Genomic DNA, 14,945 nt, shown 5'->3' on the forward strand with positions numbered 1-14,945 from the left:
AGGTGTATTCCGGCAGCCACAGGCTGTCATCACGGATCAACACGCTGGCGCCGTTGATCAGCGGGTGCATCCAGCCTTCGTGGGAACCGTCGAAGGCGAAGGACATGAAGTGCAGTTCGCAATCGGCCGGTGAGGTCTCATAACGCTCGCCAGTGGCGATGATATGCGCCACCAACGGCCCATGAGCCACCGCCACGCCCTTGGGCAAACCGGTGGAGCCGGAGGTGTAGATCACGTAGGCAAGGTTGTCGCCGTCCAGAGCCACATCCGGTGCCGTATCGCTGTAACCGGCCCATTCTTCGGTGCGATCAATCGCCAGGGTATCCAGACCCTCGGGGACTGGCAGTTGCTGCAACGCCCGGCTGTGAGTCAGCAGCAGTTGCGCACGGCTGTCTTGCATCATGTACAGCAGGCGATCACGTGGGTATTCGATATCCAGCGGCACATACACACCACCGGCTTTCATCACCGCCAGGAACGCCACCATGATCTCGGCACTGCGCGGCATGGCGATGGCCACCCGCACTTCCGCGCCGACACCACGGGCGATCAGGGCACGGGCCAGGCGATTGGCCTGGCGATCCAGTTCACCGTAAGTCAGGGTTTGAGTATCGAATTTAACCGCCACTGCGTCCGGGGTTTGCCGGGCGCAATCGCCGACCAATTCGTGCACCAGGCGCTCGGCTGAAAAACCGGTGTCGGCCTGATTCCACAGCTCAAGAATCTGCTGTTGCTCATCCTCGCCCAGCAAGCTCAATTGGCTGATGGGTTGCTGTGGGTCGATCACCATTGCCCGCAAGAGGTTCTGCCAATGCCCGGCCATGCGCTCGATGGTCGCCACGGCGAACAGATCGGTGGCATAACTCAGAGAGGCACGCAGGGCCGTCTGGCTTTCTTCCACATCCAGCGCCAGGTCGAACTGGGCCACGCCTTCGTCCAGGTCCAGGACTTCGACGTGCAGGTCGGCCAGGCGATGCAGATGGCTGTCGGCAGCGCTCACACGGTGGTTGAACAACACTTGGAACAACGGGCTCAGGCTAAGGCTGCGCTCCGGTTGCAATGCCTGCACAAGCTGTTCGAACGGCAGGTCCTGGTGAGCCTGGGCCTCCAGGGAACGCTGACGCACCTGGTGCAGCAGTTGCTCGGTGCTCATTTGCCCGTGGATATCGGCCTTGAGCACTTGGGTGTTGACGAAGAAGCCGATCAACCCCTCGGTTTCCAGGCGATTGCGGTTGGCAATCGGCACGCCCACGCGCACATCTTCCTGGCCGCTGTAGCGATGCAGCAACGCCTGGTAAGACGCCAGCAGCAGCATCGGCAGCGTGACGCCAGCGTGCTGCGCCAGTGCGCGCAAACTGCCCAACAACTCCGGATGCAACTCGATACCCAAGCGTGCGCCACGATGGCTTGGCTGTGCCGGGCGCGGATGGTCGAACGGCAACTCCAGCACCGGTTGCTCGCCGCTCAACTGCTCGCGCCAGTAGGCCAGTTGACGCGCCTGCTCCCCCGCCTCCATCCAACCGCGCTGCCACACGGCATAATCGGCGTACTGGATCGGCAGCGCCGGCAATTGCACGTCTTGGCCTTGGCTGTTAGCGGCATACGCCTGCACCAACTCTTCGACCATCAACTGCATCGACCAGCCGTCAGAGACGATGTGATGCTGCACCAGCACCAGCACGTGGTCGTCCTCGGCCAGGCGCAGCAAGGTGACCCGCAGCAGCGGCCCACGCAGCAGGTCGAAAGGCTGGGCGATCACCTGCGCGACCCGCGCCTTGAGGCCGGCATAGTCGCTGTCGACCTGCTCGATATCGACCCGGCCCTGGGCGTCAATGACTTGAACCGCGCCGGTGGCGTCCTGACGGAAATACGTGCGCAGGCTTTCATGGCGAGCCAGCAAGCTATCAAAGCTCTCTTGCAGCGCGGTCAGGTCCAACGGCCCCTGCAAACGCAAGGCGCTGGGGATGTGATACGCGGCGCCGGCCGGGTCCAGTTGCCAGAGGAACCACTGGCGCTCCTGGGCATAAGACAGCGGCAGAGGCTGCGTGCGGTCGGCCTTGATCAACGCCGGCGCGGTGACGCCCTCCTCGCCCAAGGCCCGCACGAAATCACCCAGTAGCGGCTGTTCGAACAAGGCCTTGAGTGGGACTTCCAGCGCCAGGGCCTGACGCACCCGTGACACCACCCGCGTGGCCAGCAATGAATGCCCGCCCAATTCGAAGAAATGATCGTCGAGGCCCACCCGGGGCAATTCCAGTACCTCGGCCCAGATCGCCGCTACCTGCTGCTCACGCGGGGTGACGGGCGCTACATGGCCCTTGAGCGACAGGCTGGCATCCGGTTTGGGCAATGCCTTGCGGTCGAGCTTGCCGTTGGGGGTCAGCGGCAGGCTGTCGAGGAACAGCCACTGCGCGGGCACCATGTAGTCCGGCAAGCGCTCGCGCAGCGCGGTTTTATAGACCTGCGCCGCCTGCGGCGCGGCGCTGACCAGGTAAGCGATCAGCCGGTCGTTATCGGCCAGCACCACGGCTTCGCGTACGCCGTCGAACTCACGCAAGCAGGCTTCGATTTCACCCAGCTCGATACGGAAACCCCGGACCTTGACCTGATGGTCGACGCGGCCGATGTATTCCACCACGCCGTCGGCCCGATAGCGTGCCAGGTCGCCGGTACGGTACAGGCGTTCGCCCGGAGCCCCAAACGGGTTGGGCACGAAGCGTTCGGCGGTCAGCGCCGGCTGCCCGTGGTAACCCCGCGCCAGGCCGACACCGCCGATCAGCAGCTCACCGGACACACCTTGGGGGCATGGCGTGAGACCGGCATTGAGGATGAACAAGCCGGTATTGGCGATGGGCCGTCCAACGAACGGCAATGCCTGATGCAAACGATGAGCCGCCGACCAGATGGTGGTTTCCGTCGGGCCATAGAGGTTCCACAACGGGCCTTGCAGGTCGAGCATGCGCTGGGCCAAATCGACGGGCAGCGCTTCGCCACCGCACAGGCAGGCGATGCCACGCAGTGAATGAGCCCGTGGGCTGTCGAGCAACATGCGCCAGGTCGAAGGCGTGGCTTGCAGCACATTCGCCGCCTGACGCTGGGCCAGATCGAGGATCGCCTCGGGGTCGAGGGCCGTTGCCTGGGTGCTCAGCACCACGGTACCGCCGACACTCAGCGGCACATACAGCTCCAGGGCGAAGATGTCGAACGAGAAGGTGGTCAGCGACAACAGCCGCGCATCCTGGCCGATACTCAACGTGCCGGCCATGCCGCTGGTGAAGCTGCACAGCGCCTTGTGACGAACCATCACCCCTTTGGGCTTGCCAGTGGAGCCAGAGGTGTAGATCACGTAGGCCAGATGCTCCGGTGTCACGGCAACCTGGGGATTGTGCTGCGCTGTGCCGGCCTCCTCCACCATCAGCACCTGCACGCCGTGCGGCTGAGCCAGGTGCCCCAGCAGGTGCGGTTGGGTCAGCAATACCCGGGCGCGGCTGTCTTCAAGCATGTAGGCCAGGCGCTCTGCCGGGAATTGCGGGTCGAGCGGCACATAGGCGCCACCGGCCTTGAGGGTCGCGAGCAAGCCAACCACCATGTCCAGGGAACGCTCCACGTGTACTGCAACCAGCACGTCCGGGCCGACGCCCATGTCGATCAGACGATGGGCGAGCCGATTGGCGCGACGGTTGAGTTCGCCGTAGCTCAGGCGCTCATCATTGAAATGCAGCGCGATGGCGTCGGGTTGCGCCGCGGCCTGGGCCTCAAACAACTGGTGTACACAGCGTTCGCGTGGGTAGTCGGTGTCGCTGCGGTTCCAGTCGTGCACCATGTGCTGCCATTGCGACGGGCTGAGCATCGCCAGGTCGTCCAAGGCCACCGAGGCATCCTGCAGGACCGCGCGCAGCAGGTTTTGCCAATGCTCGGCCAGGCGTTCCACGGTCGCCGCGTCAAACAGATCCGTGGCGTAAGTCAGCGAGGCCCAGAGACCGTCCGCCGACTCCTCGGTTTCCAGGTTCAGGTCGAATTGCGTGCTGTGACCGGCCCAATCCACTGGCTGCAAAGCCAGGCCGGGCAGTTGTACCGGGGCTGAACGCAGGCTGTCCTGATGGTTGAACATCACCTGGAACAGCGGGTTATGGCTCAGGCTGCGCTCGGGCTGCAACACTTGCACGAGCTGCTCGAACGGCAGGTCCTGATGGGCCTGCGCCTCCAGGGCACGCTGCTTGACCTGGGCCAGCAACTGGTCGAACGGCATCTGCCCGTGCACGTCAGCTTGCAGCACCTGGGTGTTGACGAAAAAGCCCAGCAGTCGCTCGGTTTCGAAGCGATTACGGTTGGCGACCGGTACGCCGACACGCACCTGTGCCTGGCCGCTGTAGCGGTGCAGCAAGGTCTGGAACGAGGCCAGCAACAGCATGAACAGCGTCACGTCCTGACGCTGGGCCAGGGTCTTGAGTTCAGTCAGCAGCGCACGCTCCAGATGAATCTGGCGGCGCGCGCCACGATGGCTCTGCACTGCGGGGCGTGGATAGTCCAGCGGCAGGTCCAGCAACGAATGCTCGCGCCCCAGACGAGCGCACCAGTAATCGAGCTGGCGTTGTTGTTCCCCAGCCGCCATCCAGTCGCGCTGCCACTGGGCGTAGTCGGCGTACTGGATCGGCAAGGCCGGCAACCCTGCGTCGCCTTGGTACAGCGCCACCCACTCGTCGATCATCACTTGCATCGACCAGCCGTCAGAGATGATGTGGTGCTGGGTGATGACCAGCACATGGTGATCAGGCGCGACGATCAGCAACTTGACGCGCATCAGCGGGCCGTTGCGCAGGTCGAACGGGCGCTGGATCTCTTCGGTGACAGCCTGCTCGATAGCGCCGGCGTCGACCTCTTGTTGTTCAACCGGCACTGCCAGGCTTGGGTGGATGACTTGCACGATGTGCTCGCCCGACTCCACGAAGGTGGTGCGCAGTGGTTCATGGCGCTGCACCAGGGCCTCGACGGCGCGCTCCAGCGCCGCGATGTCGAGTTCACCGCGCAGGTGCAAGGCGGTGGGCACATGATAGGCCGCGCTGGTGGGATCCAATTGCCAGAGAAACCACTGCCGCTCCTGGGCAAAGGACAACGCCAGCGGCTGCTCACGGCCAACCGCCTGCATCACAGGCGCGGTATCGGCCTGCACGCCTGCGCACGCCGCTGCGAAAGCGGCCAGCGTCGGCTGTTCGAACAGGGCCCGCAACGGCACTTCCAGCTTGAGATCGTGGCGCACCCGGGAGATCACTTGGGTGGCCAGCAAGGAGTGGCCGCCGCGTTCGAAGAAGTGATCTTCCAGGCCAACCTGCTCGACCTGCAACACTGCTTGCCAGATCGCCGCCAACTGGATTTGCAATGGACTTTGCGGCGCCACGTAGGCGGCGCTGGCCTGGTTCAGGTCGGGTGTGGGCAGCGCACGGCGGTCGAGCTTGCCGTTGTGGTTCAACGGCAAGGCATCGAGGACCACCCAATGGCCCGGCACCATGTAGTCCGGCAACGTCTGGCGCAAGCGCGCCGCCAGTGCCTGGGCCTCCAGCGCTTGGCGTTCGGCTGGCACCACGTACGCCACCAATTGCACGCCGGTCGCGCTCGGCTGCGCAAGCACGGCGGCTTCTCGCACGTTGGGCAAGGCTTGCAGGCTGGCTTCGATTTCGCCCATTTCGATACGCAGGCCACGAATCTTCACTTGATGGTCGATACGCCCGACGTACTCCAGTGCACCCGCCGGGTTGTACCGGGCCAGGTCGCCACTGCGATAAAGCCGCGCACCGGGCATGGCGGAAAACGGGTCCGGCAAGAAGCGTTCGGCGGTCAGCGCCGGGCGGTCGAAGTAGCGTTGCGCCAAGCCAACCACGGCACCAATGCACAGCTCGCCCACGCCATCGGTGGCCAACAGTTCGAAACCGCTGTCGAGTACATACAGGCCGCGCCCGGCAATCGCCTGCCCGATTGGCACGCCGTAGGCGTCGTTGGCATCGGCCAATTGGCACTCATGCACACTGGACACCACCGTGGCTTCGGTCGGCCCGTAGGTGTTGACCAGGCTCACATTGCCCAAGCCCGCGGCGTGCCAGGCACGCACGCCCTCCACTGACATGGCTTCACCCCCCACATGTACCTGGCGCAGCTTGCCCAGGGAGCGACGGTGCTCGGCGCACTCTTGCGCCAACAGGTACCAGTAGGCGGCGGGCAGATCGGCCAGGGTCACGCCCTGCTCGACAATCTCTTGCGCCAGTTGCCCGGCATCCCAGAGTTCATCGCCACGCATGATCAACGCCGCGCCCGCACACAGGGGCGGGAAGCACTGTTCGACAAAACCATCGAAACTGAAGGTCGCAAACTGCAACACGCGGTCCTCGGCGCTCAGTCGGCTGTACAGCGTGGCGCTGTCACAGAACTGGCCGAGGGCGGCATGGTCGATGGCCACGCCTTTGGGCTGGCCGGTGGAGCCAGAGGTGTAGATCACATAGGCCAGGTCAGCCGCCGCCGCGTGATTAGGCGGATTGGTCGTCGGGTAGCCGGTCAGTTCGTCGCCACTGGCGCTGAAATCCATGCGGGTCAGGCCGCGGGGCAAAGGCAAGTCGGCGAGCAAGCCGGTTTCGCTGAGCAGCACGTCCAGGCGGCTGTCGGCGAGCATGTAGGCCAAACGTTCCGCCGGGTATTCAGGGTCCAGCGGTACGTAGGCCGCCCCGCTTTTGAGCACTGCCAGCAGGCTGACGATCAATTGCGGGCCACGCCGCGAAGCCAGGCCCACCCGTTGGCCGGGGCCGACACCCAGCGCCAACAGGCGATGGGCCAGGCGGTTGGCGCGCTGGTTCAACTGGGCGTAGCTCAAGCTGGCGTCACCGGCCTGTACAGCCAGGGCGTCTGGCGTCGCTTCGGCCTGGGCTGCGATACGCTGATGCACGCGTTCGTTGGCCTGGGGCGCTGCGGCTGAGCGGCTCAGAGCGAGCATCTGCCGTTGCGCAGGGGCGTCGAGAAGGCGCAGGTTGCCCAGCGGCATGTGAGCGTCTGCGAGCAATTGCGCCAGCAGGTGTTGCAGGTTGGCGCTCAACTGCGCCACGTGCGCCTCGCTGAATTGGGCACGGTCATAACTGAATTCCAGGCGCAGGCTGGCGCCCAGTTCGATGCCCAGGGTTAATGGATAGTGCGTGCGCTCATGGTTGTGCAGGCGACCGAAGGTCAGGCCGGCCGGCGCGCCTTGCTTGAGCGCCTCGGCGACCGGGAAGTTCTCGAACACCAGCAAGGTGTCGAACAGCGCGCCCTGCTGGCCAGCCCAGCCCTGGATGTCGTAGAGCGGCACATGTTCATGGTCGCGCAGGCTGAGGTTGAGCGCTTGCAGTTCGCTGAGCCACGTCGCGGCCGACTGGGCTGGCGAGGCTGTGCTGATGATCGGCAAGGTGTTGATGAACAGGCCCAGTTGCTGCTCGATCCCCGGCAGCGGTGCGGAACGCCCGGCCACGGTGGCACCGAAGGCGACGCAGTCCTGGCCGGTGTAGCGTTGCAGCAATAGGCTCCAAGCCCCTTGCAACAGGGTATTGAGGGTGACTTTGTGCTGGCGTACGAACTCAGCGAGGCGGCGGGTAAAGTCGCTGTCCAGTGCCACGTGATGGTCAGCCATGCCAACCGCGTCCATCGGCTTGCGCAACGCTTGCGCCAGCAGGGTCGGCGCCGGCAATGCCGCCACGGCGGTTTTCCAGAACGCTTCGCCCGAGGACTGTTGTTGCAGCCAGGCGAGGTAATCGCGGAACTGCCCGAGCGGCGCCGGCACTGCCTGCCCCGCATAGTGAGCGATGACTTCACCGAGCAACTGCGCGTTACTCCAGCCGTCCATGAGGATGTGGTGGCTGGTGAAGATAAAGTGCCAGGCCGCACCGGCACCGCGCGCCAGCGTCAGGCGAAACAGCGGCGCGGCATTCAGGGCAAAACCGCGTTCGCGTTCGGCCTGGGCCAGGGTGTCGAAATCGGCGTCGGGGTCTTCGATCACTTGCAGTTGCAGGTCGACCTGGCGCTGGATCAGCTGATGAGCACTGTCCAGGCCCAGCCAATGGAAGCTGCTGCGCAGGATGTCGTGACGGTCCAGTGCGGCCTGCCAGGCACGCCCGAAGGCGAGCAAATCAAGGCCCTCGATGTCGAGGCGCAACTGGTTGATGTAGGCCTGGGACTCGGGTTCCAACAGGGTGTGGAACAGCATGCCTTGCTGCATCGGCGACAGCGGATAAAGGTCGGCAATCGCCGGCCCGGCTACGGGCAAGGCATCCAGTTGCTGCTGGGTGACGCGTGCCAGCGGGAAATCCGACGGGCTCACCTGGCCTGCCGGCGTGGCACAACAATGCTCGATCAGCGCCCTGAGTTCGGCTGCGTACTCATCCGCCAGACCTTGAACAGTTGCCGCCTCGAACATCTCCCGGCTGAACCCCCATTGCAACGACAGCTCGCCGCCATATACCTGACCTTCCAGCGTCAGCCAGTTGGCCAGCGGCGCCTCTGGATCCTGGGCCTGGCCACTGCCCTGACTGGCCGGCACGAACAGTGCCGACTCGTTGAACTGACGGTCGAACTGGCCCAGGTAGTTGAAGGTGATGCGCGGCGCGGTAAGGTTCGCAAGGCTTTCCTGTGCGTGTTGCGCGCCCAGATAGCGCAGCAGGCCGAAGCCCAGGCCTTTGTCGGGCACGGCGCGCAGTTGTTCCTTGACCGCCTTGATCGCCTCGGGCAACTCGCCTTCGGCGTGCAGGCGCACCGGGTACAGGCTGGTGAACCAGCCGACGGTGCGGCTCAGGTCGATGTCGTCAAACAGATCTTCACGGCCGTGACCTTCCAATTGGATAAGCGCAGCAGGTTGCTCGCTCCAACGGCTGATCACCCGCGCCAGGGCGGTCAACAGCAGGTCGTTGACCTGGGTGCGATAGGCCGCTGGCGCGTCTTGCAGCAGTCGGCGGGTGTGCTCGGCGTCAAGGCGTGTTTCCAGCTTGGCGCCCAGGCGGTTTTGCAGGCCGCCTTCGGGGTGATCACACGGCAGCTCGGCGTCGATGGATTGGGCTTGCCAGTACGGCAGTTGCTCCTCGACGGTCTGCGCGTGGCGGTGCAACTGTTGCGCCCAGCGCTGGTAGGCACTGGTTTTTGCCGGCAGCACCTGTTCGCGGTAGGCCTGTTGCAGGTCTTCGAGCAGGATGCGCCAGGACACACCATCCACCACCAAGTGATGGATCACCAACAGCACACGCTGGCTGCCATCGGCCATGCTCACCAACGCGGCGCGCAGCAGTGGACCTTGGGCAAGGTCAAGGCTGCGCTGGGCTTCATCACACAGCGCCGCCAGTTCAGCGTCGGTGCCGGCCTGGCATTGCCACAACAGCGGTTCGCTGACATAGGCAGCATGGCTCTGCTGCCAGCCGCCAGCCTGCTGCACAAAGCGCAGGCGCAAAGCGTCGTGATGCTGGATCAACCGCGCCAGCGCGGCCTCCAACCGTGCAGGCTCAAGCACCTCACCGGGCACCAGTAACAAGGATTGATTCCAGTGATGCCGCGCCGGGATCGGCTGGTCGAAAAAACTGTGTTGGACGGGCGTCAGCATCACCTCGCCACTGACCGGGCCCTGGTCGATCAGGCTGACCTGCTCAAAGCGCGCCACCAGAGCCAGGCTGCGGATGTTCTGGTACTGGAACAGGTCACGCGGGCTCAGGCGAATGCCGGCCTGACGGGCGCGGCTGACCACCTGGATAGAGATGATCGAATCGCCGCCCAGCTCGAAGAAGTTATCGTCCTGGCCGACCTGCTCAACGCCCAGCACGTCGCTCCAGATGGCAGCCAGGGCTGTTTGCAGGTCGCCTTGGGGGGCGACAAATGCCTGCTGCTGCGCCGCATCCGGCACTGGCAACGCCTTGCGGTCGAGCTTGCCGTTGGCGGTCACCGGCAGCTTGGGCAGCGCAATGAAATGCGTCGGCACCATGTATTCCGGCAAGCTGCTGAGCAACCATTCCTTGAGGCCCGTTGGCGCCTCGCCTGCGTGTACAAGATAGGCGACCAACTGCTTGCCGCCCTGTACCAGTACCACGGCTTCGCGCACGTGTGGATGCTGCATCAGGCGTGCTTCGATTTCGCCCAGCTCGATACGCAAGCCGCGCAACTTGACCTGATGATCGAGACGGCCGAGGTATTCGATTACCCCATCGGCACGTTGGCGCACGCGGTCACCGGTGCGATACAGGCGTTCGCCTGTCACAAAGGGGCTGGGTACAAAACGTTCGGCGGTGAGCGCCGGGCGCCGATGGTAACTGCGCGCCAGGCCGACGCCGCCCAGGTAGAGTTCGCCACTGACGCCGGCCGGCACCGGGTTGAGTTGCGCGTCCAGCACGTAGGTGCCGAGATTGGCGATGGGGCGGCCGATGGGCACGCTATCGGCGCCTTCGTCAATGCAGGTCCAGTGCGTGACGTCGATGGCCGCCTCGGTCGGGCCATAGAGGTTGTACAGCGCCGCAGCGGGCAACTTGGCGAACACTTGCTGTTGCGCGTCCAGGGGCAAGGCTTCGCCGCTGCACACAATGCGCGTGAGGCTTGCGCACGCCTGTACGCCCGGCTCATGGATAAACGCCTGCAACATCGACGGCACGAAGTGCAAGGTGGTGATGGCGTGTCGGCCAATGGTGTCAATCAGGCGCGTCGGTTCACGGTGTTCGCCAGGCGCTGCGACCACCAGGCGGGCGCCGGTCATCAGCGACCAGAAGAACTCCCACACCGACACGTCAAAGCTGAACGGGGTTTTCTGCAACACCGCGTCATTGGCGCCCAGGCCATACGCCTGTTGCATCCAGCTCAAGCGGTTGACCAAGGCGCGATGGCTATTGCCGGCGCCTTTGGGCTTGCCGGTGGAGCCCGAGGTGTAGATCACGTAGGCCAGGTTGAGGGCATGCAAGGCCACGTTCGGTGAATCGCTGCTGTAGCCGTCGAGCCATAGCGCCGGCTGGTCCAGGGCAATTACCTGGATACCGGCGACGGGCAGCGACGCCAGCAGGCTTTGCTGGCTGAGCAGCAACTGAATGCCACTGTCTTCGATCATGTAGGCCAGGCGTTCCCGGGGGTACTCAGGGTCGAGGGGCACGTAGGCGCCACCGGCCTTGAGAATCGCCAGCAGGCCAACCACCATTTCGATGGAGCGCTCGATGCAGATACCTACCAGCACGTCGGGCCCTACGCCCTGCTCGCCCAGGGCATGGGCCAACTGGTTGGCGCGCGCATCCAGTTGGGCGTAGGTCAAGGTGGTGGTACCGAACACCAGTGCCGGTGCATCGGGACTGCGCCGTGCCTGGTCTTCGATCAGGTGATGAATCCCGCGCTCGGTCGGGTACGCCTCGGCGGTCTGGTTCCAGGTGTGGACCAGCCGTTGCTGTTCAGCCGCGTCAAGCATGGGCAATTCGCCAATGCGCTGTTCGCCATCGAGCACCATGGCTTGCAACAGACTGACCCAATGCCGGGCCATGCGCTCGATGGTGGGCGTATCGAACAAGTCATTGGCGTAGGTCAGCGCGGCATGCAGGGTGCCGGACTTTTCATAGGTGTCCAGGGTCAGGTCGAACTGGGTGGTGCGGCCTTGCCATTCCACCAGGGCCAATTCCAGCCCCGATGCAGTGCTGACCGAGGCGATGTCGGCGACTACCGGCTGATGGTTATACATCACCTGGAACAGCGGCGTGTGGCTCAGGCTGCGCTCGATTTTCAGCGCTTCCACCAGCCGTTCGAAGGGCAATTCCTGATGGGCCTGGGCGCCCAGGGCATGCTCCTTGATACCTTGCAGCAACTCGGCAACCCGGGTTTGCCCGGTCAGTTCGGTGCGCAACACTTGGGTGTTGACGAAGAAACCGATCAGCCCCTCGACTTCGGTGCGATTGCGATTGGCAATCGGCACACCGACGCGAATGTCGCCCTGGCCGGTATAGCGGTGCAACAGCACATTGAAAGCACCGAGCAGCAGCATGAACAGGGTGACGTTGTGTTTTTGCGCGCAGCTGCGCAGTTGCGCGGCCAGTGCCGGCTCAATCGCGAAGTTGTGCCGTGTGCCTTGGTAGCTGGGCATGGCCTGGCGCGGGTGGTCGGTGGGCAGCTCCAGAACCGGATGTTCATCACCCAGGCGAGCCTGCCAGTACTCCAACTGGCGGGCCTGCTCGCCCGCTTCCAGCCAGCGGCGCTGCCACAGGGCGTAGTCGCTGTACTGGATGGGCAGCGCCGGCAGTTGGGGCGCTTCGTTGCGCTCATGGGCGTCATAGCAACGGATGAATTCGTCGATCAGCACATTCATCGACCAACCGTCGGAGACGATGTGGTGCAGGGTCAGCAGCAGCACGTGTTCCTGCTCGGCAAGCTTGAGCAGTTGCACGCGCAGCAGCGGCCCGTGTTCCAGGTCGAACGGCAACAGCGATTGACGGGTGGCGGCGGCGTTGACGGCCTGCTCCCGTGCATCAAAGGCCAGGGCCGTGAAGTCCAGGTGCTCGACGGTCACCGACGGCTCCACCGCCACCTGCGCCAGCCGCTCATCAGCCTGACGCTGGAACACTGTGCGCAAGGTTTCGTGACGCGCCACCAGGCTGGCGAACGCTTGCTCCAGCGCTGGCAGGCTCAGCGCCCCCCTCAAGCGCACTGCGCCGGGCAAATTGTAGGCGCCGCTGGCCGGGTCCAACTGCCATAGAAACCACATGCGCTGCTGCGCGTAGGACAGCGCCTGGCGGTCCTCCACCTCCACCCCTGCCGGAATCGGAAACCTTGAAAAATCCACGCCTTCTTTCTGCAAGGCTTGCAGGAACAGTTGGCGCTTTTCCAGGGGCAGCCCGATAAACCGGCGAGCAAGTTTCAAGGAGTCTTCAGCATTCATTTCTTGGAATCCGGGGCAATAGGCGGGAAGCACAAAGGCACGTCGTCCCTATAAAACGAACCGGGCGGGGAAAAATTAGCGGGGGAATGGGGGGCGCCGCACAGGCTGTCATCGGGGGTTACATCAATCCCCGCGAAGCCGCACGAAGCTGAGCTAGCATTGACGAACACCACTTTTTGCAACTACATTTAGTTACACGCAGGGAACGCCGTGTCCAAGAATGAAAAGCTGCTCGCCAAACTGCTCAATGAGCACATGGCATTTACCTGGTCTGAGCTCGTCACGTTATTACGCCGATTGGGATACACACAGATTGAAGGGGCCGGAAGCCGGGTCAAGTTCGACATGGGCGACCCCAGTGCAATGATCACCCTGCACAAGCCTCACCCCGGCAACGAACTGAAACACTACATTCGGCGCCAGATCATCGAACAATTGAAATCAGGAGAACTGATTCAGTGAACAACCAACTGAAACACAAAGGCTACATCGGCTCCATCGAAGCCAGCCTCGAGGACAACTGCCTGTTTGGTAAAATCCTGTTCATCAAGGCATTGGTGAGCTATGAAGGCAAAACTGTGGCTGAACTGGACGCAGCCTTCCGTGGCGCGGTGGATGATTATCTCGCTACCTGCCAGAGCCTGGGGCACACGCCGGAGAAACCGTGCAAAGGTTCATTCAACGTACGCGTCGGGCATGACTTGCATTTGGCCGCTGCCCTGGCGGCAAACCGTAAGAAAGTGACATTGAATGATCTCACGCGTCAGGCGCTGAACGAATTTCTGCAGCATCACTACCCAGAGCCATGCCCGACGATTGGCTGACTATCCCAACCGCCGGTAACCCACTACCGCCGAGCCCGCTACCACCGCCCCCGCCGCCAGCGCCACCCAAAACCCGCTGGTGGCGCCAAAGTGGTCGATCATCCACCCCGAACTGGCGGCGCCAATGGCCACGCCGATGCTCAGGCCGGTGATCAGCCAGGTCATGCCTTCGGTAAGGCGGCTGGCCGGGACGATCTGCTCCACCATGGCCATCGACACAATCAAGGTGGGCGCGAAGAACAGCCCGGAGATAAAGATTGCAGCGGCCAAGCCGGGAATATTGCTCACCAACAGCAAGGGCAAGGTGGTCAACGCCGTGGCTACGCCGCAGTACAGGAACTGGCGTGGCAACGGTGCCTTGAGTTTGAGGGCACCGAAGGCCAACCCCGCCAGGCACGAACCAATGGCATACACCGACAGCACGATACTCGCCGCCGCCGGCTGGCCTTGATGCTGGGCGAAGGCCACGCTGACCACATCCACCACGCCGACGATCACGCCCATGGCCAGCAGCAAAATCATCAGGATCAATACCGACGGCGACGCAATCAGCCAGCGACCGTGTGCTCCCTGATGCGCGTGTACCGGTGGCTCGGTTTGCCGTTGCAGCACAAAGGTGGTGACGCCCACCGCCAGCAACAACGCCGCCACCAGGGGCCCGGCTTCTGGGAACACCGCCACGCTCAACCCCACCGAAATGGGCGGGCCGATGATGAAGCACACCTCATCAAGTACCGACTCCAGGGCAAACGCGGTTTGCAGCCTGGGCTGGCCACGGTACAACTCGGTCCAGCGCGCTCGCACCATGGCCGACATATTGGGCATGCAGCCCGCCAGCGCGGCGAACAGAAACAGCGTCCAATTCGGCGCCTGCAACCGCGTACACAGCAGCAACATCAATAGCGCCCCGCCGCCGATCAGCGCGGCAATCGGCAGCACCCTGCCCTGGCCGTAGCGGTCCACCCAACGTGACACTTGTGGCGCGCAAATCGCCGTGGCCAGGGCAAACACCGCCGCCACCGAACCGGCCAGGCCATAGCCGCCATGCACCTGGGACAGCATGGTGATCAGGCCGATGCCGGTCATGGATATCGGCATGCGTGCCAGCATGCCAGCGAGCACAAAGGCCCGGGCACCGGGGGCTTGGAATAATTCAGCGTAGGGGTTTGCCATCCTGCTTGACCTCTTGCTCGACGCCCTGGGCTTGCTATCTGAAACCATCAGGGCAGAATACATAC

At 63.7% G+C, this 14,945-nt stretch carries 4 protein-coding genes; 2 read left to right on the forward strand and 2 right to left on the reverse strand.

The genetic code is table 11. The annotated features are described in order from the left end of the window. Positions 1-12,883 (reverse strand): non-ribosomal peptide synthase/polyketide synthase (locus BT204_RS25040; protein WP_072448623.1); only part of this gene is annotated, 12,883 nt, incomplete at its 3' end. A gap of 210 nt (positions 12,884-13,093) precedes the next feature. Here BT204_RS25040 and BT204_RS25045 point away from each other — a divergent pair. Together BT204_RS25045 and BT204_RS25050 are read left to right on the forward strand one after the other, a co-directional pair. Further along, complete coding sequence (locus BT204_RS25045; protein WP_014718823.1) at positions 13,094-13,345, forward strand: type II toxin-antitoxin system HicA family toxin; 252 nt, start codon at positions 13,094-13,096, stop codon at positions 13,343-13,345. After that, positions 13,342-13,707 (forward strand): type II toxin-antitoxin system HicB family antitoxin, encoded by a 366-nt coding sequence (locus tag BT204_RS25050; protein WP_014718824.1) that lies wholly within the window; start codon positions 13,342-13,344, stop codon positions 13,705-13,707. Before BT204_RS25045 ends, BT204_RS25050 begins: the two co-directional genes overlap by 4 nt. On the opposite strand, the gene BT204_RS25055 is transcribed toward BT204_RS25050, so the two are convergent. Then, positions 13,708-14,880: an MFS transporter gene (locus BT204_RS25055; protein WP_072448625.1), complete on the reverse strand. Its 1,173-nt coding sequence runs from the start codon at positions 14,878-14,880 to the stop codon at positions 13,708-13,710. Positions 14,881-14,945 lie beyond the last annotated feature (65 nt).

This window comes from Pseudomonas sp. NFPP02, from assembly GCF_900119355.1.
Lineage (GTDB): Bacteria > Pseudomonadota > Gammaproteobacteria > Pseudomonadales > Pseudomonadaceae > Aquipseudomonas > Aquipseudomonas paracarnis.

Excerpts from the sequence above, each read along its gene's own strand:
- BT204_RS25055 (WP_072448625.1), bottom strand. The coding sequence starts at position 14,880 with ATGGCAAACCCCTACGCTGAATTATTCCAAGCCCCCGGTGCCCGGGCC.